Raw genomic sequence first — 25,893 nt, 5'->3', positions numbered from 1 at the left:
CCTTTCGGGACGATGCACGCGACAATCACATCAGCTCGATATCGGCCTGGAGCGCCCCGGCGGTCTTGATCGCCTGGAGGATCGAGATCAGGTCACGGGGGCCGACCCCGAGGGCGTTGAGCCCGTCGACCAGCTCGCGGAGGCTCACGCCCTCCTTGACCAGCGCCAGCTTGTTGCCGTCGCCGGTATCGACCTTCAGGCTGGTGCGCGGCACGACGGTGGTGCGCCCGTTGGACAGGGGCGCCGGCTGGCTCACCTGCGGCTGCTCGGAGATCGTCACCGTCAGGTTGCCCTGCGCGATCGCCACCGTGGAGACCCGCACGTCGCGGCCCATCACGATGATGCCGGAGCGCTCGTCGACCACGACCCGGGCGGTCTGGTCGGGCTCGACCTTCAGCTGCTCCACCTCGGTGATCAGCCGGATCATGTTGCCGTTGTACTTGGCCGGGATCTGGATCGTAACGGTGGCGGGATCGGTCGGCTCGGCCGTGTCGGCGCCCATGAAGTCGTTGATCGCCGCGGCGATCCGCTTCGAGGTGGTGAAATCGGGGTTGCGCAGGGACAGGCGCAGGGCGCGGGCGTCGTTCAGCTTGAACGCGATCTCGCGCTCGATATTGGCGCCGTTGGAGATGCGGCCATTAGTCGGCACGCCCCGGGTGATCTTGGCGGCGTCGCCCTCGGCGGAGAAGCCGGCGATCGCCACCGAGCCCTGCGCCAGGGCGTAGACCTCGCCGTCGGCGCCGAGCAGCGGCGTCACCAGCAGGGTGCCGCCCTGCAGGGACTTGGCGTCGCCCAGCGACGAGACCGTGACGTCGATGCGGGTGCCCTGCGCGGCGAACGGCGGGAGGCTCGCCGTCACCATCACGGCGGCGAGGTTCTGGGTGCGCATCGTGGCGCCCCGGGTGTTGACGCCGAGCCGCTCCAGCATCGCCTGCAGGGATTGCTTGGTGAACGGGATGTTGTTGAGCGTGTCGCCGGTGCCGTTGAGGCCGACCACGATGCCGTAGCCGACGAGCTGGTTCTGGCGCACGCCCTCGATCGAGGCGAGGTCCTTCACCCGCGACAGGGCCAGCGCCGGGGTGCCGGCAGCCGCCAGCAGCAGCGCGCCGAAGACCAGCGCCGCGAAGGTCGATGCGATGAGACGGAAAGGGTGGCTCGGGCGCATGCCGGGTTTTTCGAGGGTGAACGGACCTGCTCCCCTCCTGCCAGCCCCGTGCCAGCCGGACGTTTCACCTAACTATCTGGCCGAATGGATCATTATTTGGCCGGGCAGCGTCGGGATGGTTTGATCGACCGGCACCGAACATGCCGACCCGGCAGGTTCTGCCGCCCTGTTTACCGGTGCTTAACCCTGCCGGCCGAGTGTCCGGGAAGCGCAGGGGCGCCCGGAGCGACACGAACACGATCATGCGCGTCGAGACTCGCCAGCCGATCCAGAATGCCGGTGGCGTCGCGGCCAAGGCCCGGGTCGAGGGCGGTCGCGGCTTCAGCCTCGATGCGGCGCCGGCCTCCGCCTCGGGTACCGGCGCGCCGGCCGCGGCGGCGACCCTGGCCGGGCTCGACGCGGTGCTGCTGCTTCAGGGCGAGGCCGAGACTCCGCAGGAGCGCCGCCGCCGCGCGGCCAAGCGCGGCCACGATCTCCTCGACGGTCTCGACCGGCTCAAGGCCGCGCTCCTCGGCGGCCGCGTCGCCCCGCAGGATCTGCGCGCCATCGCCGGCCGCCTGGCCGAGCGCTCGGCCTCCTCGGGCGATCCGCGGCTCGACGCGCTCATGGGCGAGATCGAGCTGCGCGCCGCGGTGGAACTCGCCAAGCTGGAAGGCCGGCGCAGCGCATAGATGCGTCGCCGTCTTTGCCAGCGGAGCGAAGCAACCCACGGCAGCGCGATCGCGAGATGTGGCGTGTCCCTGGCTTTCTTCGCTCAACAGCAATGACGAAGCGCTTGACGATCGCTACCCCGCCCGCCGCTTCGGCCCGGTGGGCAGCATCTGCGGCTCGCCCGGGCCGGTTTCGACCCCGAGATCCGGCACCGCGATGATCGGCGCGCCGCGCAGGTCCTTGCGGGTGACGATCGCGCCGCGCTCCTCGAGATAGGCCAGCATCCGCCGGGCGCGGCCGCCCGAGCTGGTGCCGTAGGCGTCGGCCAGCATCGCGTCGGTGGGGCAGGGGGCGCCCTCGATCGCCGCGCGGGCGACCACCAGGAACAGGCCGGCCAGATCGTCCGGAAGGCCGGCCGCGATCTCCTGGGCCCGCTCCCAGGTGGAATTGTCGGCGACCGCCCCCCCGGCCTCGGCCCGGGCCACAGCGAGCCGGCGCTTGAATTCCGGCAGGCCCATCGTGTCGCCGCGCAGGCGCCGGATCCGGCAGCGGACGGTGAAATCCTGATAGAGCGTCGCGGGGGTGCAGGCGGCCGCGTCGGCATCGGCCAGGACCGAGGCCAGGACCTCGGCCAGGGCGGCCTCGCGGGCCTCCGGATCCATCGGCTCCTCTTCGGGCTCCTCCGCCGGGGCCGGGGGGCGATAGCTCGCGAGCTGGACGAGCACGTCCGGGGCCGCCACCGGGCGCGGCTTCGGCCGGGGCATCGGCGGCGCCAGGCTGTCGGCCGGGCTCGCCGTGAGGATCAGCGCCCTTGCATCCTCGGTCGGGTCGGGGAGGGGGACGAGCACCGGCGACGAGCTGCGGCTCACCGTCAGGGTCGGCCCCACCGCGATGGTCAGCGGGCGCCGCGACAAAGCCGGCCCGAGCGCCACGAAATGGCCCCGGGGCAAGTCGCGGAACGTCTCGGCCTGACGGCGCTCCAATCCGAGCAGGTCGGCGGCGCGGGCCATGTCGATGTCGAGGAAGGTCCGGCCCATGAGGAAGTTGGAGGCTTCGGCCGCGACGTTCTTGGCGAGCTTGGCGAGGCGCTGGGTGGCGATCACGCCGGCGAGCCCGCGCTTGCGGCCGCGGCACATCAGGTTGGTCATGGCGCCGAGCGACAGGCGGCGGGCCTCGTCCGAGACCTCGCCGGCCGCCGCGGGGGCGAAGAGCTGCGCCTCGTCCACCGCCACCAGCATCGGGTACCAATGGTCGCGGTCGGCGTCGAACAAACCGCCAAGGAACGCCGCGGCGGCGCGCATCTGCCCCTCGGCGTCGAGATTCTCCAGCGACAAAACCACCGAGACCCGGTGCGTGCGCACCCGGGCGGCGATGCGCTGGAGCGCGACGTCGTCGCCGTCGGCCTCCACGACCACGTGGCCGTAGCGGTCGGCGAGGCTGGCGAAATCGCCTTCGGGATCGATCACCGCCTGCTGCACGAGCCCGGCGCTCTGCTCCAGCAGGCGCCGGAGCAGGTGCGACTTGCCGGAGCCCGAATTGCCCTGGACCAGGAGCCGGGTGGCCAGCAGTTCGGTGAGGTCGAGGAGCGCCGGGCGCTCGCCGGTCAGGCCGAGATCGATATCGGAACGCATGGCGCTCCATAGCATGCCGGGGCCGGATCCGGGCCTCCCCCGGACGCGCTGTCCACGTTTCCCGCGAGGCTGCCGCGCGGCTGCAATGTCGCGGCCGCGCTGGACCCGGGCGCCGCCGCCCTGTAGGGGCCGCCCTCCCTCGAAACAAACCGGATCCCTCACGCGATGGCGGCCTGCGGCCTCGATTTCGGCACGTCGAACACCACCCTGGGGCATCTCGCACCGGCGGGACCCACCCTGCTGCCGCTGGAGGGCACGCACCGGACCATTCCCAGCGCGATCTTCTTCGAGCTCGGCCAGGAGCCGCTGATCGGCCGGGCCGCGACCGCGGCCTATGTCGACGGCCATGCCGGCCGGCTGATGCGCGGGCTGAAATCCGTGCTCGGCACGCCGCTCATGGACGAGGCGACCCCGGTCGGCCGGCAACGCCTGCGCCTGCGCGACATCATCGCCCGCTACCTCTCGGCCGTGAAGGCGCGGGCCGAGGCGGCCTGCGGGCAATCCCTCGACACGGTGGTCCACGGCCGGCCGGTCCATTTCGTCGACGGCGACCCGGAGGCCGACCGGCGGGCGGAGGACACGCTGCGCGACATCGCCCGGGACGTCGGGTTCCGCGAGGTCTCGTTCCAGTACGAGCCGATCGCCGCCGCTCTCGATTACGAGCGCCAGGTCCGCGCGGAGGAGATCGCGCTGATCGCCGATATCGGCGGCGGCACCTCGGATTTCTCGATCGTGCGCCTGTCGCCCGAGCGGCGCGGCCGCCCGGACCGGGCCGGCGACATCCTGGCCAATGACGGCGTGCGCATCGGCGGCACCGATTTCGACCGGCAGCTCAGCCTCGGCACTGTGATGCCCCTGCTCGGCCTCGGCAGCCCGATGCGGCGCGGCGACCTCGCGGTGCCGAACGCCTATTACCACGACCTCGCCACCTGGTCGGCGATCAACCGCCTCTACAACGCCAAGACCCTGCGCGAGATCGACGAGGTGATCCGCGATTGCGCCAAGCCCGACCTCGTCGCGCGCCTGCGCGCCGCGGTGGAGGGCGAGCGCGGCCACGCGCTGGCCGGGGCCGTGGAGGGCGCCAAGATCGCCGCCTCCGAGGCCGGCACGACCGCTCTCGACCTCGGCCTGATCGAGCCGGGGCTGGCGGCCGAAGTGAGCCGGGACACCCTCTCGACGCAGACCGGCGACCTCGCCCGGTCGGTCGCCGCCCGGATCGCTCGCTGCCTCGCCCAGGCCGAGCTCGGGCCGGAGCGGATCGACGCCATGTTCCTCACCGGCGGCTCCACCGGCCTGCCGCACTTGCGCGCCGCGCTCACCGCCGCGCTGCCCGCGGCCCGGGTGGTGGAGGGCGACACGTTCGGCTCCGTGGGCCTCGGCCTGACCATCGAGGCGGGGCGGCGGGCGGGGTGAGCGCGCGTTAGCCGCCCGGGACCGACGGGCGGCTGGTCCAGGGATCGAGGATCCGCACCCCCGTCGGAGCGAAATCCACTCCGTTGCGGGTGACCACCGTCATCGCGTGCACCAGAGCCGTCGCGGCGATCAGCGAATCCCGTTCGGGCCGCGGGTTCGGGACGTGGAGGGCCGCGCAGCGCAGGGCCACCGCCGTGTCGACGGGCAGGATTCGCCCGGAGAATTCCGGCAGGACCTGTTCGTTCATCCAGGCGCGCAGATGCGCGCCCTGGGCCGGGTCGCGCCGCTCGGCCAGGCGGATGCCGAGGTCCAGCTCCATCACGGTGATCGCCGAGAGGTAGAAGCGATCCGCATCCTGGGCCGAAAGCCAGCGCACCACGTTGGGATCCGCCCGGCCGTCACCGACCTTGCGCAGTTCGGACACGACGTTCGTGTCCAGCAGGAACGTCACGACAGATCCGCCGCCCGCGGCAGGTCGCTGGCCGTGGGGATATCCAGCGCGATCTCCGAAAGCCCGGGCTTCGACAGCGCCTCGACGAGGCTGCGGCGCTGCCCCGTGAGCCGCCGATACTCCTCGATGCTCAAGAGCACCTGCACCGGCTCGCCGCGCCGCGTGATGAAGACCGGGCCGTGCTCGGCGGCCTTCTGCGCTTGGTTGGCGTTCTGCTGGAACGCGCGACTGGACAGGGTGGTGACGGTCATGCCCGGCCCTCCTGGGCGACAGAAATGTTGATACGTTAGAATCTTGGCGACCGACGGACAATCGGGACCGTGGCGCAGCGGCTCCGGTCTCACGCTGCGACCCCACTTCATGACGGGGCCGGCGCAGCCTCCACCCGCGATCCGCGCCCGAGGCCGGAATCCCGCGATTGACGGGCACGCCGCGATCCCCGACAAGGCGGGCGCCTCGCGCCCGGAGAGACCGGCGGCCCATCCTTCCCCTGCGCGCCGCCCCGCCCGATGCTGTTCAACTCCTTCGTCTTCCTCCTCGCCTTCCTGCCGGCCGCGCTGATCCTGCACGCGCTGGTGGCGCGCGCGGCCCCGGCCTGGCGGCTGCCGCTGCTCGTCGTCCTGTCCTTCGTCTTCTATGGCTGGTGGGATGTCCGGTTCGTGCCGCTGCTCGCCGGCTCGATCCTGGCGAACTGGTGCGTGGCCCGCCTCTACCGGCGCCGGCCCGGGCGCTGGCTGATCCCGGGGGCGATCGCCGCCAACCTCGTCCTGCTCGGGCTGTTCAAGTATCTCGACTTCTTCGCCGACCTCGCCAACCTGATCCCGGGGCTGGAGGCGCCGCGGCTCGGGCTGGCCCTGCCGCTCGGCATCTCGTTCTTCACCTTCCACCACATCATGTATCTCGCCGACCTGCGGTCCGGCCGGGCGCCGGCCTTCGGGCTGACCAAGTACGCCCTCTACATCGCCTTCTTCCCGCAGGTTCTCGCCGGCCCGCTCGTGCGCTGGAGCGAGATCATGCACCAGTTCGACGAGCAGCCCTACGCGCGGCCCGACGCCGCCGAGCGCTTCGCCCGCGGGTTGATGCTGCTCACGGTGGGTCTCGCCAAGAAGGTGTTTCTGGGCGATCCGCTCGCGGCCTACGTGAATCCGGTGTTCCAGGCGGCCGCCGCCGGCAAGGTGATCACCGTCGCGGAGGCCTGGCAGGCGACCCTGGGCTTCACCTTCCAGATCTATTTCGACTTCTCCGGCTACACCGACATGGCGCTCGGCATCGCGCTGCTGTTCGGGCTGGTCCTGCCGCAGAATTTCGATGCGCCCTATCGCGCCACCTCGCTGCGCGACTTCTGGCGGCGCTGGCACATGACCCTGTCGCGGTTCCTGCGCGACTACCTCTACATCCCCATGGGCGGGAACCGGCGCGGCCTGAAGCGGCAGGTCGAGGCGCTCGCCGCCACCATGACGCTGGGCGGCCTGTGGCACGGGGCCGGGCTGACCTTCCTGGCCTGGGGCGCCCTCCACGGGCTCGGCCTCGGCGCCGGGGTCCTGGCCCGACGGGCGCGCTTGAGCGTGCCGGCCCCCCTCGGCTGGCTGCTCACCAGCCTGTTCGTGATGCTGACCTGGGTGCTGTTCCGGGCGACCAGCTTCGAGGCGGCGCTGCTGATCTTCAAGGGCCTGTTCGGCCTCGCGCCCCACGGTTCGGGCTTCAAGTGGCGCACCATCGCGGTGGCGGCCCTGGTCGCCACGGTCGGCCCGACCGCCTGGGCCGCGGTGCACCGCCTGCCGCCCAGACGCATCCTGGCCTTCGGCTTCGCGCTCCTGTTCGTCGTCGTCCTCCTGAAGATCGGGGACGATGCGAATTACGAGTTCATCTACTTCCAGTTCTGAGGATGGCGCTCGCTCACCCCCCACAGGACCGGGCCTGGCGCGCTTTCGTCCGCACCGTGCTGCTGGCGATGGTCGGTCTGTCCGCGGCCTATCTCGGCCTGGCGGTGCTGGTCGATCCCTACGACACCGGCCGCTCGACCCTGTTGTCCCGCGGGGCCGTCCGCCCCCAGGGCCCGCGTACCGCCTCGGCGTTGCGCGGCCGCGACCCGGCCTATGCGGGGGCGGTGATCGGCAATTCCCACATCCAGCTGATCGAGCCGGCGGCCCTGACCCGGCTGACCGGCATCCCGTTCGTGCAGCTCTCGGTGCCGGCGACCGGCCCGTCCGAGCAATTCGCGCTGCTGGACTGGTATCTGAAGCACCACGCCAGACCCGAGGCGATCGTGCTCTCGTCCGACGCGTTCTGGTGCTCCGACGACCCCAGCTTCCCGAGCGAGCACGGCTTCCCGTACTGGCTGGTCGGCGACTGGCCCGCCTACCTCAAGGGCCTGCTGCGCTTCACCGCCGCGCAGGAGACGATCAACCGCCTCGGCTGGCTGCTGAACCCGCGCCGGAAGCAGGCCGCCGCCGACGGCTGGTGGGACTACGAGTCGAACTATCTGAGCCAGGGGTTCGGCCGCGACCCGGCCAAGAAGGCCGCGCTCGAACGTCCCGTCGGTCCCGAGCCCGAGCCGCATCATGGTGGCCCGTTCCCGGTGGGCGACCGGTTGCGCACCGAGCTGGCGCGGGTCCCGGCCGAGACCGCCGTGGTCCTGGTCTTCCCGCCCGTCTACGCCCGGGCCGAGCCGCCGGCCGGCAGCCCCCGGGCGGCGGCCGAGGCCGCGTGCCGCGCCGAGGTGCGCTCGGCGCTCGCCGTGCATCCGCTGAGCACGGTCGTCGAGGGCCGTGATCGGCACCCGCAGGCCGCCGACCCCGATCTGTTCTTCGACCAGACTCATTATCGGCTGCCGCTCGCCCGATCGCTGACGGACGAGATCGCCGCGGCGATCGTCAGATTGCGCAGGCGTGCAGCAGAATAAGCCCTAGACCGTGGCTTGTTTGCCTCAGGTGCGAACGCATTCGAGACAAGTTCCGAGCCCTGCAACGCTGCGCGTTGTCGCGATTACGCACCTCGACTATACGGCACCTCACGTTATCGCCGCGCACCGGCCATCCCCTGGTGGGCGGTTATGATCCAGCGAGGGTGACGCATGGCGAAGGTGACGCTGGAGGACGGCTACGTCCCGTCCGACGACGAGCCCTTCATGAACGACCGGCAGCGCGAGTACTTCCGGCGCAAGCTCCTGAGCTGGAAGAGCGACATCCTGCGCGAGGCGCAGGACACGCTGGTCGCTCTGCAGAGCGAGAACGAGAACCACCCCGATCTGGCGGACCGCGCCTCGTCGGAGACCGACCGGGCGATCGAGCTGCGGGCCCGCGACCGGCAGCGCAAGCTCACCGGCAAGATCGACGCGGCCCTGGCCCGCCTCGAGGACGGGTCCTACGGCTATTGCGAGGAGACCGGCGAGCCGATCTCCCTCCGCCGCCTCGACGCCCGGCCGATCGCGACCCTGTCGCTCGAAGCCCAGGAGCGGCACGAGCGCCGCGAGAAGGTCTATCGGGACGATTGAGGGGCGGCTCCGGCCCGGCGCCGGAGCGCATTCCGGCGCGCGTCGCCCTTGTTTGTGCCGGGAAGCAACCGGAGGCGGCGCGCGATCCCCGGGTGGCCTCGACCCGCCGCCCGGATTGTCCGACCGCGTCGCCTATTGCGTCAGCCGCAGCGCGCCGATGCTCGCCTGGATCTGCTTGAACGCCTTGATCAGGTCGTCCGAGGTGTTGGCCAGGTAGAACTGACCCGGATTCGTGGCGCAGTTTCGCAGGAGCGTCTGTCCCGCGGCGTCGATCGGGTCGGAGGGGACGCTGAAGCCGATCGTGTAGATCGCGATGTTGACGGCCTTGGCGTTCCGGCAGGCCTCCGCCGTGAGGGCGTCCAGCGCGTTGCGGGCGGACGTCGTGTCCTTCACGTTCTGGTTGTTGGGCGGCAGACGCACGTTCGCGCTCGTGTCATTGGCGTTCTGGAAATAACCGGCGGCGAAATAGAGCGATCCGGTGGGGGCGCTCGCGTTGGTCGACCAACTGTTGGTGCCGTCGGTCATTAGGATGATGATCTTGTTGATGCTCGTCGAATTCGAGGCGTTCGACGCCGGCGCGTAGGCCGCGGGCGTGCTGGTCCCCGCGAAGACGCTCTTCGGCGAGAGCGTCCGCCACCCCCACATGAAGCCCTCGTGGATGTTGGTCGCGCCAAGGGGCGCCATGTTGTTGATCAGGCCCTTCAGGGCGCCGGTGTCGTTCGTCAGGGGCAGGAGCGGCCTCGTGGTGCAGCCGAAATTCGGCCCGTTCGGGATCCCGAGATAGCTGTTGGACGTGGCGTTGCGGGGGCTGGTGTACTTGCAGGCCCGACCAAGCGCGGCGTCGTACGACAAGCCCTTGACGGGGCAGGCGCCGCCGGAACTGCTGGTATCGTCGTCGATGTAACTATTGTACGATCGATAGCTGCCGCTGCTATCGCTGAAATCTCTGTATCCGCTGCTAGCGTCCCCCGGCTCATCCGGCGAGAACAGGGGGACAAAATAAGAATCCTTGTTCGCCGCTGTCGGCGCGCCGTCCTGGACGTTGAGCGGGTAAGGCAACGTTTCCAGGCATCCCGCCCAGCCCCAGCCAGAATTGGCGGCCTGCAGCTTGGCGAAGATGTCGAACCGGCTGGCGAAGCCCGATCCGCTGGCAGATAGGACATTGGTCCAGTGGAGGCTGGATTTCCCGGTCTGGTCGATCCAGCCGGCATAGCGATTGGTCACCGGATCGACCGCCACGGCGCCGGCGAACGGCACGATCGAGACCCGGGTCGCGCTGGAGAAGGCCGCGTTGGTGTAGACGTAATTGATGAAGTCGGTGGCCGCGCTCTGCACCGCCTGCAGCTTCGATTGGCCGCCGCTCGAGGCCGCCATCGATCCGGTATTGTCGAGGACCAGCGCGATCTCGAAGGTCTTGGGCAGGGGCGTGGCGCATTGCGCGGTGGCGCCCGGGTTGATGCGGTTCGTCCCGGTCACCTTGCCGAAGAACACGGTCGAGAGCTTGTGGGCGGTCAGGGTGATCTGGCGCGGATTGCTGGTGATCGCCAGCGTGTCGACCACGAGGTCGGACGCCCCCATGGCGCCGTTCATCGCCGCCTGCGCCATCCGGTTGAGGTCGGCGTTCGAGGTGGTCAGCGGCGTCTGGCACAGGAGCAGCGCGGTCGCGTCGGTCGCGGCCTGCAGCTTGGTCTCCAGCCGGGTCGCGAAGCCGTAATCGATCGCCGCGCCGGTGAACATCAGCATCGGCACGCTCAGGAAGGCGAACAGGATCGCGACGTTGCCGCCGCGTTCCCGCGCGAAGCCGGGCGACCCCGGCCGGCGGGCGCGATCAGAGTAACGGGGCATCGCAGGCCTTCTGGGTGGTGCCCGGTAGAATGACCTCGGTGTAGGTGTTCGACCCGTAGGTCGTGCCGCCGCGGGTCGGCCACGGGACGGAGGCCGAGAGGGTGATCGTGTTGCCGACGCCCTTGACCAGCTTGACCAGGGCGGAGCCGATCATCGGCGTGTAGCTGATGCTCACCTCGGCCAGCACGTAGCGCATGCCCGAAGTCTGGTAGCCCGCGGGCACGAGCAGGTCGGTGGCGGTGCCCGTCGACCGCGGCTTGGCGTTGCCGTTGGCCACGCTGGAGCAGACCTGCGGCAGGAGGTTCAGCCGCTTCAGGTCGACGCCCATCGCGCTGACGACGATCTGGACCTTGCTGGTGTCGAACGGGCGCATCACCTTGGCGGCGGAGGCGACGATGTCGGTCATCAGCGCCGGGCTGATCGGGTTCTGCGTGTCGCCCTGCGCGGTCAGGTCGGCGACGGTCCGGGCGAGCAGGGTCAGCTTGCGCCACTCGTCGATGGCGTGGGCGAGCTCGGTCATCCCGGCCCAGATCGCCAGCAGGACCGGCAGGATCACGGCGAATTCCGTGAGCGCGCTGCCGCGCCGGTCCCGGCGCAGCCCCGCCGTCCTGCGGACCAGGCGGCTCAGCACGGGTTCTGCCCGGTGACCTGGTAGGGCTCGGTCCGGAACACCGCCGTGGAGGTGAGCAGGCTCGATCCGGCGCCGGCGCCGCTGGTGAACGCCTTGGTGCTGAGGCCCATCAGATTGAACAGGGTCGGGAACTGCACCGCCGCGGTCACGATCACGATCGTGCCGGGCTTGGCGCAGGCGTAGTTCGAGCCGAATCCGGTGGTCCAGGTGCCCGTGGTGGCGTTGACCGGCGTCGCGGCGCTGGCACCGGCCATCGTGCCGGCGGTGGACACGTCGATCTTGACGGCCTGGCAATTGAACACCGTCGGGATGGTGCCGGCGCCGGTGCCGCACATCGTGGTCTTCAGCGCCGCCAGCATCGTGGCGGCCTCGGTCTGTGCGGCATTGGCGTTCTGGAACTGCCCGGTGAAGATCGACCGGACCGCGTTCTGCAGGGCGCGGTCGAAGTTCTGGGTCGCCCAGATCTGGAACGCGATCTGGAAGACGGCCCCGACCAGCGCCAGGAACGGCAGGGCAACCAGAGCGAATTCCACAGCGGCCGCGCCGCCCGCATCCCGCCGCAGGCGCGTCAGGAGGCAACCTGAGGTAGGTTTCGCTCGTGGGACTATTTGTACTCGTCGAGTCATTGACTCAGATTGCCGCACGAAGACCATGTGATGCCGTCATGTGCGGCCAATCTTTTGCGAAACACTTAATCCGACCAAGCAGATCACGATGAGTTCAAGTATTCTACTTGGGGTTGTGTGCATCGGTCGAGCGTGGGGTCTGCGCGGCGACGCGCTGCCATTGACGCCCGGCCCCCCGGCGCCACTTCGTCGACGGCATCCGGCCGGAGAACCGCATGACGTCCCCTGGTAAGGCCGCGCTCGTCTCGGGGCTGATCGCGGCGCTGGCGCTTGCCGGCTGCGACGCGCCGAAGCCGGGGCCTGCCGGGCCGCCCGGTCCGAAGGGCGAGCCGGGCCCTCCGGGGCCGCAGGGGCCGCCGGGCCTGAACGGCGCCACCGGCGAGCGCGGCCCCGCGGGGGATCGCGGGCCGGCGGGCGCTGCCGGTCCTCCGGGACCGGCGATGAACACGCTGATCCGGCTCGACGTGGCCTGCCATCGCGACGAGGTGCTGATCGGCGCCTATTGCCGGGGCATGGCGGTGGTGCCGTCCGTGACCGTCACCGACGGCGTGGCCACGGTCGGCTGCCTCGACATGACCGCCAAGGCCGCCAAGGATGCCGAGCCGGTCGCCGTCTGCATGAGGAAGCCGTGAGACTTCTCGCCCTCGCTCTGCTCGCCGCCTCGGTCGCGTCCGGGGCCGCCGCACAGCCGTTCCTGCCCACCGAGCGGGCCGCGATCGACCTCGTGCGCAGCCGGCACACCGACAGCCTCGCCACGGTGGACGGGACGCTCGCTTATGCCGAGCGCGCCACAGGCGGCGCGTTCACGCGCGGCGGCTACCGGGTGGTGCGCCGCCCCGGCGAGCCCTTCGCCCGGGTGCAGATCTGCTACCGGCTGGGGATCGACCCGCCGACCTGCGGGCTCGACTATCTCGTCACCGTCAATCCGCCCCATATCGAGCCGGCCCAGCGCCATGACGGCCTGGCCCGGGATCTCGAACACGGCCCCCGGGCCTTCCTGCGGGCGCTCGCCCGGGAGGCCGATCTCCAGCGCCAGCCGGCGGCCCTGCGGCGGATCGAGGCCGCGCTGGAGCCCTACAACCCCTACGATTGGCGCTAGCGACTCAGAGCAGACGCGGCCAGCCGAGCAGGCGCTCGGGCGCGAAGGGTGCCACCGACACCGCCGGTTTCCGCCCGGTGGCGAGGTCGGCCACGATCTCCCCGGTGATCGGCCCGGTCGACAGGCCGATATGGCCGTGGCCGAAGGCGAAGAGCAGGCCCTTGTGGCGGGGCGCCGGGCCGATCACCGGCATGCCGTCGGGGGTGGACGGGCGCGAGCCGAGCCAGGGCTCGTTGTCGAGGGGGCCGCCCAGCCGCAGGGTCCCGGCGGCCTCGCGGGAGGCGGCTTCGATCTGGGTGTGGTCCGGCTCGGCGTGGCGGGCGTTGAGCTCGACGCCGGAGAGCACCCGCACCCGGTGGTCGCCCATCGGCGACAGGATCGAGCCGGCGCCGGTATCGAGCACCGGCCGGGTCAGGGGCGGGCTGTCCGGGTGCAGGGCGTAGTGGCGATGGTAGCCGCGCTCGGCCGCCACCGCGAAGCGGTAGCCCAGGGTCCTGGCGATCGCCCCGGAGGCCGCGCCCGCCGCCAGCACCACCTGCTTGGCCCGGACCGCGCCGGCCTCGGTGACGACGCGCCAGCCCTCCGCCTCCGGCGCCAGCCGTTCGACGCTGCCGCGCAGGCGTTTTCCGCCGAGGCCCGCGAACAGGGCCTCGCAGGCCTCGACGAGGCGCCCGGGCTCGCGCACCGAGCCGGTCTCGGTGAGCAGCATTGCCCGCGCGTAGGGGCGGACCAAAGCCGGCTCCAGATCGCGGATCCCGGCGGTGTCGAGGATGTCGAACGCCACCCCGTGCCCGGAGAGGATCTCCCGCTCCAGGGCGGCGGCCTTGAAAGCGGCCTCGCTGCGGTAGGCCTTGAGCCAGCCGGTCCGCTGAAGCCGCTCGCTGGTGCCGGCCCGGGCGGCCAGCCGTTCATGGGCCGGGTAGGCGGCGCTGGTCAGGGGCAGCAGGGCGGCGGCGGCCCGGCGCCAGCGCGAGGCCCGGGCGCTCGCCAGGAAATGCGCGGTGTAGGGCAGGATCCGCGGCAGGTGGCTGTAATGCAGGCGCAGGCCGCGGTCGGCATTGCGCAGATAGGCCGGGAGCTTGCCCCACAGGGCCGGGCTCGACATCGGCAGGATCGAGCCGCGGCTGACCACGCCGGCATTGCCGTAGGAGGTCCGGGCCCGGGCCTCGCCGGGATCGCACAGGACCACGTCGAGACCGCGATCCTTGAGCGCGATGGCGCAGGCCAGCCCGACCATCCCGCCGCCGACCACCACGATATCGGCCGTCTCGTCCATTCCGCTCATCCCGACGCGCACCAAGCGTGGCGTTCTGACGGGTTTTGCCGGCGGTGGGTAGCGGGCTGGTGCCGGGGCGGGGGGCGGTTCGCGCCACCCATGCGCGAGGAGACGCGCAAAACCCGGTGCGGATCGGCTACAGAGCGGATCATGACGCTCGTCCGCTTCGCTCCCTCACCCACCGGCTACCTGCATATCGGCAACGCCCGCCCGGCCTTGCTCAATGCGCTGTTCGCGCGAAAGGCGGGCGGCCGGTTCCTGCTGCGCCTCGACGACACGGATGCCGAGCGCTCCACGGAAACATTCGCCGAGGCGATCCGGGAGGATCTGGCCTGGCTCGGGATCGAGCCGGACCTGTTCGCCCGCCAGAGCGACCGCACGGCCCAGCACGATGCCGCCGCCGACCGCCTGCGCGCGGCGGGACGGCTCTATCCCTGCTACGAGACCCAGGAGGAGCTGGAGCGGCGGCGCAAGCGCCAGCTCGGGCGCGGTCAGCCGCCGATCTACGACCGGGCGGCCCTGCAGCTCACAGCGGAGGACCGCGCCGCCCTGGAGGCCGAGGGTCGCCGGCCGCATTGGCGCTTCCTGCTGGACGCGCGCACGGTGACCTGGGACGACCTCGTGCGCGGGCCGGCCCATGTCGATTGCGCGTCGCTCTCCGACCCGGTTCTGATCCGCGCCGACGGCAGCTACCTCTACACGCTGCCCTCCGTGGTGGACGATGCCGATCTCGGTATCACCCACGTGATCCGCGGCGAGGACCACGTCACCAATACCGGCGTGCAGGTGCAGATCTTCGAGGCTCTGGGCGCCGCCGTGCCGGTCTTCGGCCACCACAACCTGCTCACCACCGCGGACGGGGAGGGGCTGTCGAAGCGGCTCGGCCACCTGTCGCTGCGGGGCCTGCGCGAGGCCGGCTACGAGCCGGCGGCGGTGCGCTCGCTCGCCGTGCTCACCGGCTCGGCCGAATCGGTCCGCGCGGTTCCCGACCTCGACACGCTGGCGAGCCTGGTCGATCTCGGCGAGATCTCCCGCGCGCCGGCCCGGTTCGATCCCACGGAGCTCGACGGGCTCAACGCCAAGCTCGTCCACGCCATGCCGTACGCGGAGGTCGCCCCGCGCCTGGCCGATCTCGGCATCCCGCACGAGACCGCGGAGGCGTTCTGGCGGGCAGTGCAGCCCAATCTCGGCCGGGTCTCGGAGGCGCGGGACTGGTGGCAGGTCGTGGCCGGCCCGATCGATCCGGTGATCACCGAGGAGGCCGTGATCGCGGCGGCCCGGGAAACGCTGCCGGCGGAGCCGTTCGGCCCCGAGACCTGGAAGGCCTGGACCACCGAGATCCGCAGCCGCACCGGCGCCAAGGGACGGGGCCTGTTCATGCCGCTGCGCCTCGCGCTCACCGGCCTGGAACACGGGCCGGACCTCGCCGGGCTGCTGCCGCTGATCGGGCGCGATCGGGCGGCGCGGCGTCTGGCCGGCGAGGCGGCGTAGCGCCTACTCCGCCTCGGCTTCCTCCAGCCGCGTGACCAGCAGCTTGTCCACCCGGCGACCGTCGAGATCGACCACCTCGAAGCGCCAGCCTGAGATCTCGCAGGTCTCGCCGGTCTCGGGCAGGTGCTGCAGCGCCGCGATGACCAGGCCGGCGGCGGTGGCGTAGTCGCGCGAGGGCGGCAGGCGCAGGCCGAGCTGGTCGGCCAGCTCGTCGGCGGGCATCGACCCGGCGATCAGCCAGGAGCCGTCCGGGCGGCGCACCGCGTCCGGCTCGATGCTCTCGGAATGGAACGCGCCCGCGATGGCGTCGAGGATGTCGGCGGGGGTCACCAGGCCGTCGAAATGGCCGTACTCGTCATGCACCAGCGCCATCGGCACGGGACCCTTGCGCAGGGCGTCCAGGGCATCGAGGGCATCGAGCGTATCGGGCAGAACGGGAGCCCGGCGGACATGCGCCCGCAGGTTCAGCGGCTCGCCGCGTGACAGCGGGCCGATCAAGTCGCGGACCTGCACGACGCCGATCATGGCGTCCGGGCCGCCATCGGCCACCGGCAGGCGGGCATGAGGGCTCGCCAGCAGGCGCTCCCGGATGGTGTCGGGATCGTCCGAGAGGTCGAGCCACACGACCTCGGTGCGCGGGGTCATGACGCCGCGCACCAGTCGGTCGCCGAGCCGGAGCACGCCGGAGATCATCGCGCGCTCGCCGCCCTCGATGACGCCGGCGGTCTCGGCCTCGGCCACGAGGCTGCGGATCTCTTCCTCGGTGACCGCGCTGGCGCTCTCGGTCTCCTGGCCGATCAGCCGGAACACCGCCCGGGTGGAGGCATCGAGCAGCCACACCGCCGGCAGGGCGACCCGGGCGACGAGCCGCATGCCGGGTGCCACCGCGCAGGCGATCGCCTCCGGGTTGCGCAAGGCGAGGTGCTTCGGGACCAGCTCGCCGATGATCACCGACAGGTAGGTGATCACCCCGATCACCAGCGTGTAGCCCAGCGTGTCGGCCCAGCCCTTGGGCAGGCCGAGATCGATCAGCGTCAGCGCCAGACGGTCGCCCAGCGCCGCGCCCGAGACCACGCCCGACAGGATGCCGATCAGCGTGATGCCGATCTGGACCGTGGAGAGGAAGCGCCCCGGCTCCTCGGCAAGCGCCAGGGCCGCCTTCGCGCCGGGACGGCGCGCGTCGGCATAGGCGCGCAGACGGCTCTTGCGCGACGAGACCACCGCCAGCTCGGAGAGAGCGAAGACGCCGTTCAGTGCGATCAGCAGGACGACGGTGACGAGCTCGAGCAGGCGGGCTTGCAGAGCCGCGATCCCGCAGCGCGGGCCGGGCTTCCTCTGATGACACAAGATCCCAACATGGGGCCGCGGCCCGGACCGTTCAACGGCCAAGCCTCGAACTGTGTTTCAACGCTTGGTTGGCCCGGCTGTCCCGACCCGCGCTTCCCTCCTGACAGGCCGTGCGTTTCTCGATCGGCAGACGGGCTTGCACGCCAGCAGGCGGTGCGGGCGCCTCTCTCGTGCGGCCGCGGGCGATCCAATGTCCGGACGATCAATCTTGCAACCTGGATCGCGCGTAGCGCGCTCGGGACGGGGGGCGCCGTGCGCCATCCTCCGAGGATCGGACAACGCTCAGCCACCGAGGCGCCCGCTTCGCGGCCGGCTCTCAGAATCTGGGAGGGACCGGGATATCCGACGATCGGGACCGTCTTTTGCCGGCCGGTGTCGGGTCGAACACCCTCTCAGTGCGGGCGCGCCTCGATCAGCACCGAATCGAGCAGGAAACTGCCGTCGGCCTCGATCGAAAAATGCTCGGTCACTTCGACCGGGGCCGTGGCCTGGAGGGCGCGGATCGCCGCGACGTGGACGTCGGGCGTGCGCATCCGGGCGACCCAGCTGGAAAACTCCATGCGCGGCCGGTAAGCGGTCGCCTCGCCGGGGGTGAAGCCCGCCGCCGCCAGCATCGCGCGCCATTCCGAGACCCGATAGTCGCGCACATGCGAGGGATCGCGCAGCAGCTCCACCGCCTGGAGATGCGTGTCCAGCAGCGGCTCTTCGGGCGCCACGATATCGCAGACGACCAGCAGTCCCGCCGGCTTCAGCACGCGCCGCGCCTCCGCCAGCGCGGCCGGGACGTCGCGCCAATGGTGGGCGCTGTAGCGGGTCAGCACCGCGTCGAAGGCGGCGTCCGGGAAGGGCAGGGCCTCGGCCGCGCCCTGGCGGGTCTCGATCCGGTCGAGGCCCCGCCGCCCGGCCTCGGCCGAGACCGCCGCCAGCATCTCGGCCGAGAGGTCGTAGGCGGTCACCGCGGCGCCCGCCGTCGCGGCCGCGAAGGCGACGTGGCCGCCGCCGCAGCCGAGATCGAGCACCCGCGCCCCCGGCAGCCCGCGCACAAGCGCGCCGATCCGGTCGAGATCGGCGCCGGCGGCGTGGACTGCGCTCGTCACGTAGGCGGTGGCCTGGGCGCCGAACTGGTCGACGACATGGCCGGCATGGGTGCGGGCGCTCATTGTTTCCCTCCCGAAATCAGACCGTCAGCGGTGCCAGCCGCGACAGCCGAATCGCGATGGCCAGCGCCAGACCGTAGAGGGCCCCCACGAACAGCACCACGCCGGTCCAGCCGGCATGGGCGAAGAACCAGCCGCCCGCGGTGCCGAGCACCGACGAGCCGAGATAGTACAGGCACAGATACATCGAGGAGGCCTGCGCCCGGTCGCGCAGCGCCCGCCGCCCGACCCAGCTGCTCGCCACCGAATGCGCCCCGAAGAAGCCGATGGTGACCACCACCACGCCGGCGACGATCAGCAGGATGTTATCGGCCGCCGTCATCACGATCCCGGCGAGCCCGAGCGCGGTGGCGAGCCACAGCACCCGGCGCCGGCCGAAGCGGCTCGCCAGCTCCCCCGCCACCGGGCTGCTGACCATGCCGGCGATGTAGACGGAGAAGATCAGGCCGATCACCGTCTGGCTCAGCGCGAAGGGCGGATCGAGCAGGCGGAAGCCGATGTAGTTGTAGATGCAGACGAAGCCGCCCATCAGCAAAAAGCCTTCCGCGAACAGCCAGGGCAGGCCGGCATCGCGAAAATGGTGACCGAAGCTGCCCGGCACGTCCCGCCAGGCCATCCGGCGCGGCACGAAGTTGCGCGCCGGCGGCAGCCAGCGCCAGAACGCCAGCGCGGCGACCAGGGCCAGGCCGCCGATCGTGGCGAGACCGATGCGCCAGTTCACATGGTCGGCCATCACGCCGCTGATCAGCCGGCCGGACATGCCGCCGAGCGCGTTGCCGCCGACCAGCAGACCCATCGACAGGCCGATCGCCTGCGCGTCCATCTCCTCGGCGAGATAGGCCATCGCCACCGCGGGCAGGCCGCTGGCGGTGAGCCCGGACAGCGCCCGCAGGATCAGGAAGCCGTGCCAGCTCGGCACCAGGGCCGCCACGATGGTCAGCACCGCCGAGGCGAACAGGGAGGCCAGCATCACCGGCTTGCGGCCCCAGATCTCCGAGAGCGGGCTCACCACCAGCAGCGCCACCGCCAGCAGCCCGCAGGGCAGGGACAAGGCGAGGCTGCTCTCGGCCGGTGAGACGTTGAACGCCTCCGAAAAAATCGGCAGCAGCGGCTGCACCGCGTAGAGCACCGCGAAGGTCGAGAACCCCGCGGCGGCGAGCGCCAGAGCCGTGCGGCGGAAGACTGGCGTGCCCGACCGGATCAGCCGCCCGTTGCTGTCGATCGCCATCACCGTCCCGCGCTGCGAAAGCATCAGCCCGAACGGTGGTTGCCGGCTTCCGGGATGATGCGCCATCCGGTGGTGCGGTGCGGGCCAGCCGGCGTCAACCGCAGGCGGCGCGGTCTCGCCATGCGGGTGGATCAGTCGGGATCGAGGGCGCGGAGCGCCGGATCGATCAGCGCCAGCAACTCCGCCCGGGTCGCCCCGTCCCGCGCCTGGAACGAGATCGCCTGCATGATCCCGTGAAAGAACGCGGCGAGCCGCGCGATGTCCGTGCCCGCCGGCAACTCCCCGTTCGCGACGCCGCGCCGGAGCCGGTCCGCCACCAGCGCGACGGTCTTGCGCCGGGCGTTCAGGAGATGCGCGCGCGCCGCCTCGTTCACGGGCAGGCAATTGACCACCCCGAGGATCAGCAGGCATCCGCCGGGCTTTGCCGAGAGCGCGACCTCGACGCTGCCCTCCAGCATCGCCCGCAGACCCGCGCGGACCGTCGCCGCCGCGTCGAGCGCGCGCATCGGGGCTGCGCCGATCGTGGCGATGTACAGGTCGATCGCCTCGCGGAACGCCGCCTCCTTCGAGCCGAAGGCCGCGTAGAAGCTCGGCGGCTTGACCCCGATCGCAGCGGTGAGGTCGTTGAGCTGCGCGCCCTCGTAACCCTTCGCCCAGAACACCTGCATCAGGCGCTCCAGGGCCAGATCGCGGTCGAAGCCGCGGGGCCGTCCTCGCGCCGTAGCCATCGCGCACCTTTCTGTAGCAGAAGTTATAGAATGGCTTGACCGACTCGGGCAAGCCGGCCTAGCCATTCTGTAGTCGATTTTACAGAAATGGAGTTGACGATGCAGGCAACGGGGGCCGAACAAGGCAGTCTGAGCGATGTCGCGGAGCCCGGCGCCGCCGCGGTGCCGCCCTGGGTCTACCTGCTCAGCGCGACGATCTTCGTGATCACCACGGCGGAATTCATGGTCGCCGGGCTGATGCCGTCTTTGGCCGCGGCCTTCTCGGTCTCGGTGGGCGAGATCGGCAACCTGATCGCGCTCTTCGCCCTCGGCATGACCTTCGGCGGTCCGCTGGTGATCGCCCTGCTCCTGCGGCTCGGCGTGTCGAACAAGGACGCGCTGCTGTGGCTGCTCGGCGTGTTCCTGATCGGCAGCTCGCTGGCCGCCGTGGCGCCGAGCTACGCGGTGATGGCCCTCGCCCGCACCCTGCAGGGCGTGACCAGCGCCGCCTGCTTCGGGATCGGCCTGACGCTCTGCGCCGAGGCGGTCCGGGCCGACCTCCGCGGGCGCGCCGCCTCCCTGGTCCTGGCCGGGCTGATGATCGCGCCGGTGGTCGGCGTGCCGGCCGCGGCGCTGATCAACGACCTGTTCGGCTGGCGCTCCAGCTTCTGGCTGATCGTCGGCCTGACGGCCCTGTACATCGCCGTCGTCGGACCGACGATCCCGAGGCCTGCCCGCGGCACACAGGTCGACCTGGCGTCCGGCCTGGCCGAGCTGCGCAACACCCGCCTCTGGGCCGCCTACGCGACGAGCGGGCTGATCATCGGGGCGACCTTCGCGGCCTTCAGCTACGTCACGGCCATCTTCACCGCGGTGACCGGGCTGGCGCCCCGGCTGATCCCGATCGTGCTCGCCGCCTACGGCGTCGCGACGGTGATCGGCAATCTGATCGTCGGCCGGCTGGCGGACCGCCACACGATCCCCGTCCTGGCCATCGGTCTCGTCGTCCTCGCCGCGGCCCTGGCGAGCTTCGCGGCTGTCCCGACCGATGCGGCCATCAGTATCGCCGCGTTCCTGGTGATCGGCCTGACCGGCGTCTCCCTCAACCCGGCCATGGTCGCCCGGGTGATGCGGGTCGCCCATCCCGGCCCGCTGGTGAACAGCCTCCATACCTCGGTGATCACGGGCGGCCTGGCCTTCGGGACCTGGCTCGGCGGCCTCGCGATCGACCGGGGCTACGGCCTCGCGGCCCCGCTCTGGATCGGCGCGGGGCTCGCGGTGCTCGGGCTGCTCAGCCTGGTCCCGCGCCGGGCGCGGGACCTGTCGGCGTGACGGATCCGCTCAGCGCGGCGCCGCCTGCGCCGTCCCCTGCTGAAGCAGCGGCGTGATCCGCCGGACCGTGACACGCCGGTTCTCCCGGGCAGCGCCCTGCGTGTTCACCTTCAGGTACTGCTCGCCGTAGCCCTGCGTGGTCAGGTTCTCCGGCGGCACCTGGAACTGCTGGGTCAGCACGGTCGCCACCGATTGCGCCCGGCGGTCCGACAGGGACAGGTTGTCGATGTCGGACCCGACCGCGTCGGTGTAGCCCTCGATCAAAAACACCTCCTGCGGGTTGGCGCGGATCGCCCGGTTGATCGCGGCCGCGATCACCGACAGCCGGGCCGCCTGGTCCGGCGTCACCGTGAACGAGGCCGTGTCGAACGTGATCGTGTCGATATCGACCGAGCGCATCCGGGCGCGCAGGTCAGGGCTGTAGCGGACCTGGTCCAGGGTGTAGCGGCGGTCCACGGCGACGACCGGCGGGGCGGTCAGCGCCTCGTAGACCGCGCCCTCGTCCGCCTGCTCGTACTCCACCACGTACCGGTCGCGGGGGATGCGGATGTCGGGGGGCGGCAGCACGACCACGTCGTCGTAGATCGGGCGCGGCGGCCCGGCATAGCTGTTGTCGATGATCACCACCTCCCGGCCGTCGCGGAAGCGGCGGTAGCGGCGCAGCAGCCGGCCGTCATCGTCGGTCACGGTGACGATCTGCTCGCCGCCCGGCCGGTCGATGAAGCTGTAAAAGTCGGCGCCGCGCCGCTCGGACCGGAAGCCGCGCGGGTCGAGGTCGCGGAACCGCTCGTTCTCGTCGTGGCGGATCAGGTAGCCGTCGCGATCCCGGACGATGATGCGGCCGGGCTCCCGGTAGAAGGTCCGGCCGCCCTCGCTGAACTCGCGCCGGTCGCGGCGGACCTGATCGTAGTCGCGCACGTCGTCATCCGCGCGGAAACCGCCCGGGACGTAGCCGGGCTGGCCCGGCGTGTTGAACGCGCCGCGTCCGCCCGGCCCGCCGGCCGGCGGCTGGCCCGGCTGTGCGCCGGGGGGCGGGGGCGGGGCGTTCGGGCCGGGCGGCGGCCCCGGCGGCTGGACGGGGCGGCCGGGCACCCCCGGCGCCATGTTGGGCGGCAGCGGGCGTGCCGGCTCGGCGCCCGGCTGCGTCTGAGCGCCGGGCTGGGCATCGGGACGCTGCACGGGACGGCCGGGCACGCCCGGTGCCATGTTGGGCGGCACGGGACGTCCGGGCTCCGCATTCGGCGGCGGCGCGGCGCCGGGCTGGGCATCGAGGCGTTGGACCGGACGGCCCGGAACGCCGGGTGCCGCGTTGGGCGGCGGTGCGGCGTCGGGGCCACCGGGGCGCTGCGTGGGTGCCCCGCGATCCGGGGCGGGATCACGGCGCCGCGCGGGCGCGTCCGGCGCAGCGTCGGGGGCCGCGCGCTCCTCGCCCGGTGCCCGGCGCTCCTGATCGGGAGCCCGCTGGAGCTGGGCGGGTGGGTTCGGCGCGGTGCGGGGGGCGGCCCGCTCCTGATCCGGTGCCCGGCGGTCCTGATCCGGCCCGCGTTGCGGCTGGGCGGGACGCTCGGGCGCTGCCCGCGGCGCGGGTGCCGGATCGCGCGGCGGCGGCCGGTCGGGATCCCTCCGGTCCGGCCCGGGACGATCGGCGGGGGGACGCTCGGGCGTGCGCCGCTGCTCCGGCGCCGGACGCTCCGGTGCCGCGCGCTCCTGGATGTCCGGTTGCCGGTCCGGCCGGCGCTCGGGCGCGCGCTCGCGCGGGGGCGGCTCGGCCTGGGGCTGCCGCTGGGCCGGCGGTTCGGGACGTTCGCGCGGCGGCGGGGCGCGCTCCGGCCGCGGCTCGGGCCGCTCGCGCGCGGCAGGCGGCGGGCCTGGCGGCGGACCCGGACGCTCCTGCGGCGGCCGTTCCGGACGCGGGCCGCCATGTGGAGGCTCGCCGCCGCGCGGGCCGCGCTCGTCGGGGCCGCCCTGCGCCATGAGGATCGGGCCCGGGGATGCGCCCGCGGGCTGCATCAGGGCGAGGCCCGGGAGCACCGTACCGGTGAGAAGGATCAGTCGCAGCAGCCGCATCGAGGCCTCGTTTCGGATCGAGCCGACCCGAACCCGCTCAACGGCCCATGGTTCCGCGCCCGCCGCTCAAGACTCCGTCAGGGCGTCAGCCGATGGGGCACCGCGATCATGTCCGGGGCGATGATCCGCACCGCGACGTGATCGGGCTTGGCGACACTCGCCGGGGGCGCGCCGGGCTTGGCGTCGCCTGCCTTCCCGTCCGTCGCACCGGCATTCATATCGACCCCCGCGCGTCCGGCGGCGTCGGCGGCGAGCTCGGCCGCGGTCCGGTCGGCCCGGCCGACCAGGGTCAGGCGCACCTTCGGACGCGACAGGGCCTCGGCCTGCATGGGCGTGACGAAGATATCGCCCTTGTGCCGCACCAGCATGCTCTCGGCCTTCACGAGCGACTGCGCCCAGGTCTGGTTCTGGGGCTTGCAGGAGCAGTTCGGGACGAATTCCTTGCGGAACTTGAATGCGTTGGCGAGGCTCACATAGGCGCGGCTGCCCTTCACCGAGGCGGCGTGCTTCAGCGCCTCGTCGCCGTAGGGCATCGAATAGGCCTGCGCCTCGGTGCCGGGGCAGAGCGCCTGGCACATCTCGTCGGCGCCGCCGCGGCCCTCGGGCAGGTTGCGCATCGGGAAGAAGCCGCCGTCGCAGGTCCGCACGCAGACCGTCTGCGGGCCGCCCTTGGCGTAGGTCTCGCCGGTGCCGGCATAGGTTTCCCGGGCCGGGCAATTGGCGGTGACGAGCCCCTGCAGCTCGCGCTTGCGGGCGCCGCTGTCGTCGAACACCGCGCCGCCATAGGTGGCCTTGAGCGCGCGGATGCGCTGCTCCACGGCGCCGCACTGGGGCGGGCGCGTGTCGAAGAAGAGGAACTTGCCGCCCTCGCAGTTCAGCCCGCGGAAATAGGCCTCCAGCCGCCCGATCTCGTCGTTGAGTGCCCGGGTCGTGCTGGCACCGTTCTGGACGGAGGCGAGCTCGGCCCGGTAGCGCCGGCAGGCGGGCGAGGGCAGTTGCGGCGCGCCGGGCTTCGCCTCCCCGGCGACGGGCTGGCCGACCGGAGCGTCCTGCGCCCGGGCGGTATCGAGACTCTGGGACAGACCGAACGCAAGCGCCGCGCTCAAGATGAGGCGGCCGAGCGAACGGACGATCGGGCGGTCAAGCATCGGCTGCATCGCGGTGGTCGGAAATGCGGCGGTCCCCTCGGTCGGGTGCTGTCCTGCCCCGGCCTCGGGACCGAAGCAGCTTGAGTGTACGCCCCCTCGTAAGCGGGTGACACCCCTCCTACATCCGGGCCGCGCGCTTGAGCAGGGAATTGACCCGTGATGTGGTTTCGGAGTCTCACCTATGTTGGGCTTGTCGCCCTCGGCCTCTCGGCGGCCGGACCGGCCTCGGCTCAGGAGCCGGACCGGATCTTCTCCAAATCCACGGTCTGGCGGCCGCTGACCCCCAACGACAAGCTCGTGGTCTACGGCATCGACGACCCGGCGGTGTCGGGGGTTGCCTGCTGGTACACGCAGCCGGAGAAGGGGGGCATCAAGGGGACGCTCGGCCTGGCCGAGGACGTCTCCGACATCTCGCTGGCCTGCCGCCAGACCGGGCCGATCGCCTTCAAGGGCAAGCTGAGCCAGGGCGAGGTCGTGTTCAGCGAGCGGCGTTCGTTGATCTTCAAGTCGATGCAGATCGTGCGCGGCTGTGATGCCCAGCGCAATACGCTGATCTACATGGTCTACTCGGATAAGGTCATCCAGGGATCGCCGAAGAACTCGACGTCGGCGGTGCCGCTGGCGCCCTGGGGCACCGAGCCGGCACCGAAATGCGCGGACTTCGTGAAGGGCTGACGGCACGCGGCCGGGGCGCCCGTCAGTCCCGGCAGGTGATGCGGATCGGGCGCTCCGACGGGGTCGAGACCGGCTGCTCGATGGCGCCGGTATACTCGTCGGCGGCGGCGATCCCGAACGTGTTGGCGGCGGCGTAACCCTGGGCCTCGCACCAGGCATTGGCGACGACCTGGCCGCACTCGCTGCCGGGGGTCGTCAGGCAATCGCCGACGCCGTAGCCGTCGCTCGACGGGATCAGGAACGTCTTCTCGACATGGGCCGGCACCTTCGCGGGCGTCTCGCCGTCGCTGCCGGCGAACGCGCCTTGCGCGAGGCAAGCCGTGGCCAGGGCAGCGGCGATGACGAAATATCCGGCGGCCGTGCGTCGCATCGAAGATCCTTGGGCACAGTATCTTGGGTGTGAGGAGCTTGGTCCGGACGGTCCGACGGCGCGGTTAAGGAAGGCTTACCCGGCACGTGC

At 71.6% G+C, this 25,893-nt stretch carries 25 protein-coding genes; 10 read left to right on the top strand and 15 right to left on the bottom strand.

All coding sequences use genetic code 11. The features are described from left to right. Positions 1-25 precede the first annotated feature (25 nt). Positions 26-1,165 (bottom strand): flagellar basal body P-ring protein FlgI, encoded by a 1,140-nt coding sequence (locus tag LGR69_RS16235; RefSeq protein WP_230366651.1) that lies wholly within the window; start codon positions 1,163-1,165, stop codon positions 26-28. Between the two features lie 242 nt (positions 1,166-1,407). Between LGR69_RS16235 and LGR69_RS16230 the strand changes: the two genes are divergently transcribed. After that, positions 1,408-1,836: a flagellar assembly protein FliX gene (locus LGR69_RS16230; protein WP_230366650.1), complete on the top strand. Its 429-nt coding sequence runs from the start codon at positions 1,408-1,410 to the stop codon at positions 1,834-1,836. A 114-nt stretch (positions 1,837-1,950) separates the two neighbouring features. Here LGR69_RS16230 and LGR69_RS16225 read toward each other — a convergent pair whose 3' ends face one another. Continuing rightward, positions 1,951-3,447, bottom strand: a complete 1,497-nt coding sequence (locus tag LGR69_RS16225) for a helicase HerA domain-containing protein (protein ID WP_007566434.1) — start codon at positions 3,445-3,447, stop codon at positions 1,951-1,953. A 165-nt stretch (positions 3,448-3,612) separates the two neighbouring features. On the opposite strand from LGR69_RS16225, the gene LGR69_RS16220 reads away from it, so the two are divergent. Next, entirely contained in the window at positions 3,613-4,860 is a 1,248-nt protein-coding gene (locus tag LGR69_RS16220; RefSeq protein WP_230366649.1) for an Hsp70 family protein, read from the top strand. 7 nt (positions 4,861-4,867) lie between these two features. Here LGR69_RS16220 and LGR69_RS16215 read toward each other — a convergent pair whose 3' ends face one another. Together LGR69_RS16215 and LGR69_RS16210 are read right to left on the bottom strand one after the other, a co-directional pair. Continuing rightward, a complete protein-coding gene (locus LGR69_RS16215; protein WP_007566438.1) occupies positions 4,868-5,311 on the bottom strand; it encodes a type II toxin-antitoxin system VapC family toxin in 444 nt (147 codons plus the stop codon). Then, the gene (locus tag LGR69_RS16210) at positions 5,308-5,562 is read right to left on the bottom strand and encodes a type II toxin-antitoxin system Phd/YefM family antitoxin (protein WP_007566439.1); all 255 of its coding nucleotides are present in this window, start codon (positions 5,560-5,562) and stop codon (positions 5,308-5,310) included. The genes LGR69_RS16215 and LGR69_RS16210 overlap by 4 nt, the downstream gene beginning before the upstream one ends. 258 nt (positions 5,563-5,820) lie before the next feature. Here LGR69_RS16210 and LGR69_RS16205 point away from each other — a divergent pair, with 258 nt between their 5' ends. The 3 genes from LGR69_RS16205 (at position 5,821) to dksA (ending at position 8,804) form a co-directional block, all read left to right on the top strand. Further along, positions 5,821-7,194 (top strand): MBOAT family O-acyltransferase, encoded by a 1,374-nt coding sequence (locus LGR69_RS16205; RefSeq protein WP_230366648.1) that lies wholly within the window; start codon positions 5,821-5,823, stop codon positions 7,192-7,194. Between the two features lie 2 nt (positions 7,195-7,196). Beyond that, complete coding sequence (locus LGR69_RS16200; RefSeq protein WP_230366647.1) at positions 7,197-8,213, top strand: hypothetical protein; 1,017 nt, start codon at positions 7,197-7,199, stop codon at positions 8,211-8,213. 171 nt (positions 8,214-8,384) lie between these two features. Beyond that, entirely contained in the window at positions 8,385-8,804 is a 420-nt protein-coding gene (gene dksA, locus LGR69_RS16195; RefSeq protein WP_007566446.1) for an RNA polymerase-binding protein DksA, read from the top strand. 132 nt (positions 8,805-8,936) lie between these two features. Here the strand turns inward: dksA and LGR69_RS16190 are convergent, their stop codons facing one another. Genes LGR69_RS16190 through LGR69_RS16180 form a run of 3 tightly spaced genes read right to left on the bottom strand, consistent with a single transcriptional unit; the run spans position 8,937 to position 11,813 of the window. Next, positions 8,937-10,649, bottom strand: coding sequence for a pilus assembly protein (locus tag LGR69_RS16190; RefSeq protein WP_230366646.1), 1,713 nt, complete (start codon positions 10,647-10,649; stop codon positions 8,937-8,939). Next, a complete protein-coding gene (locus LGR69_RS16185; protein WP_230366645.1) occupies positions 10,633-11,280 on the bottom strand; it encodes a TadE/TadG family type IV pilus assembly protein in 648 nt (215 codons plus the stop codon). Before LGR69_RS16185 ends, LGR69_RS16190 begins: the two co-directional genes overlap by 17 nt. Further along, a complete protein-coding gene (locus tag LGR69_RS16180; protein WP_230366644.1) occupies positions 11,274-11,813 on the bottom strand; it encodes a TadE/TadG family type IV pilus assembly protein in 540 nt (179 codons plus the stop codon). The genes LGR69_RS16185 and LGR69_RS16180 overlap by 7 nt, the downstream gene beginning before the upstream one ends. A 308-nt stretch (positions 11,814-12,121) precedes the next feature. Here LGR69_RS16180 and LGR69_RS16175 point away from each other — a divergent pair, with 308 nt between their 5' ends. Together LGR69_RS16175 and LGR69_RS16170 are read left to right on the top strand one after the other, a co-directional pair. Then, a complete protein-coding gene (locus LGR69_RS16175) occupies positions 12,122-12,538 on the top strand; it encodes a hypothetical protein (RefSeq protein WP_007566453.1) in 417 nt (138 codons plus the stop codon). Continuing rightward, the gene (locus tag LGR69_RS16170) at positions 12,535-13,005 is read left to right on the top strand and encodes a hypothetical protein (protein WP_230366643.1); all 471 of its coding nucleotides are present in this window, start codon (positions 12,535-12,537) and stop codon (positions 13,003-13,005) included. The genes LGR69_RS16175 and LGR69_RS16170 overlap by 4 nt, the downstream gene beginning before the upstream one ends. Before the next feature lie 4 nt (positions 13,006-13,009). On the opposite strand, the gene LGR69_RS16165 is transcribed toward LGR69_RS16170, so the two are convergent. Then, positions 13,010-14,281 carry an NAD(P)/FAD-dependent oxidoreductase gene (locus LGR69_RS16165; protein WP_230366642.1) on the bottom strand — a complete coding sequence of 424 codons (1,272 nt, stop codon included), beginning with the start codon at positions 14,279-14,281 and terminating at the stop codon, positions 13,010-13,012. Positions 14,282-14,431: 150 nt separating this feature from the next. Here LGR69_RS16165 and gltX point away from each other — a divergent pair, with 150 nt between their 5' ends. Continuing rightward, entirely contained in the window at positions 14,432-15,772 is a 1,341-nt protein-coding gene (gene gltX / locus LGR69_RS16160) for a glutamate--tRNA ligase (protein WP_230366641.1), read from the top strand. A gap of 3 nt (positions 15,773-15,775) precedes the next feature. Here gltX and LGR69_RS16155 read toward each other — a convergent pair whose 3' ends face one another. The 4 genes from LGR69_RS16155 to LGR69_RS16140 all read right to left on the bottom strand — a co-directional run bounded on the left by LGR69_RS16155 (position 15,776) and on the right by LGR69_RS16140 (position 20,232). Beyond that, a complete protein-coding gene (locus LGR69_RS16155) occupies positions 15,776-17,062 on the bottom strand; it encodes a hemolysin family protein (RefSeq protein WP_230366716.1) in 1,287 nt (428 codons plus the stop codon). Between the two features lie 449 nt (positions 17,063-17,511). Then, positions 17,512-18,279: a class I SAM-dependent methyltransferase gene (locus tag LGR69_RS16150; protein WP_230366640.1), complete on the bottom strand. Its 768-nt coding sequence runs from the start codon at positions 18,277-18,279 to the stop codon at positions 17,512-17,514. 16 nt (positions 18,280-18,295) lie between these two features. After that, complete coding sequence (locus tag LGR69_RS16145; RefSeq protein ID WP_230366639.1) at positions 18,296-19,504, bottom strand: MFS transporter; 1,209 nt, start codon at positions 19,502-19,504, stop codon at positions 18,296-18,298. A gap of 131 nt (positions 19,505-19,635) precedes the next feature. Next, positions 19,636-20,232, bottom strand: a complete 597-nt coding sequence (locus LGR69_RS16140) for a TetR/AcrR family transcriptional regulator (RefSeq protein ID WP_230366638.1) — start codon at positions 20,230-20,232, stop codon at positions 19,636-19,638. 99 nt (positions 20,233-20,331) lie between these two features. Here LGR69_RS16140 and LGR69_RS16135 point away from each other — a divergent pair, with 99 nt between their 5' ends. Then, entirely contained in the window at positions 20,332-21,543 is a 1,212-nt protein-coding gene (locus LGR69_RS16135) for an MFS transporter (protein ID WP_230366637.1), read from the top strand. A gap of 9 nt (positions 21,544-21,552) precedes the next feature. Here LGR69_RS16135 and LGR69_RS16130 read toward each other — a convergent pair whose 3' ends face one another. Together LGR69_RS16130 and LGR69_RS16125 are read right to left on the bottom strand one after the other, a co-directional pair. Further along, positions 21,553-23,610, bottom strand: a complete 2,058-nt coding sequence (locus LGR69_RS16130; RefSeq protein ID WP_230366636.1) for an OmpA family protein — start codon at positions 23,608-23,610, stop codon at positions 21,553-21,555. A 77-nt stretch (positions 23,611-23,687) separates the two neighbouring features. Continuing rightward, positions 23,688-24,758: a DUF2865 domain-containing protein gene (locus tag LGR69_RS16125; protein ID WP_230366635.1), complete on the bottom strand. Its 1,071-nt coding sequence runs from the start codon at positions 24,756-24,758 to the stop codon at positions 23,688-23,690. Between the two features lie 159 nt (positions 24,759-24,917). Here LGR69_RS16125 and LGR69_RS16120 point away from each other — a divergent pair, with 159 nt between their 5' ends. Then, on the top strand, positions 24,918-25,433 hold the full coding sequence (locus LGR69_RS16120) for a CreA family protein (RefSeq protein ID WP_007566473.1): 516 nt from the start codon (positions 24,918-24,920) through the stop codon (positions 25,431-25,433). Positions 25,434-25,455: 22 nt separating this feature from the next. On the opposite strand, the gene LGR69_RS16115 is transcribed toward LGR69_RS16120, so the two are convergent. Then, positions 25,456-25,803 (bottom strand): hypothetical protein, encoded by a 348-nt coding sequence (locus LGR69_RS16115; RefSeq protein WP_050733113.1) that lies wholly within the window; start codon positions 25,801-25,803, stop codon positions 25,456-25,458. Between the last annotated feature and the right edge of the window lie 90 nt (positions 25,804-25,893).

Origin of the sequence: Methylobacterium brachiatum (assembly GCF_020523825.1) — a bacterium.
Classification (GTDB): domain Bacteria; phylum Pseudomonadota; class Alphaproteobacteria; order Rhizobiales; family Beijerinckiaceae; genus Methylobacterium; species Methylobacterium brachiatum.
This window is presented reverse-complemented; position numbering and strand designations above follow the sequence as displayed.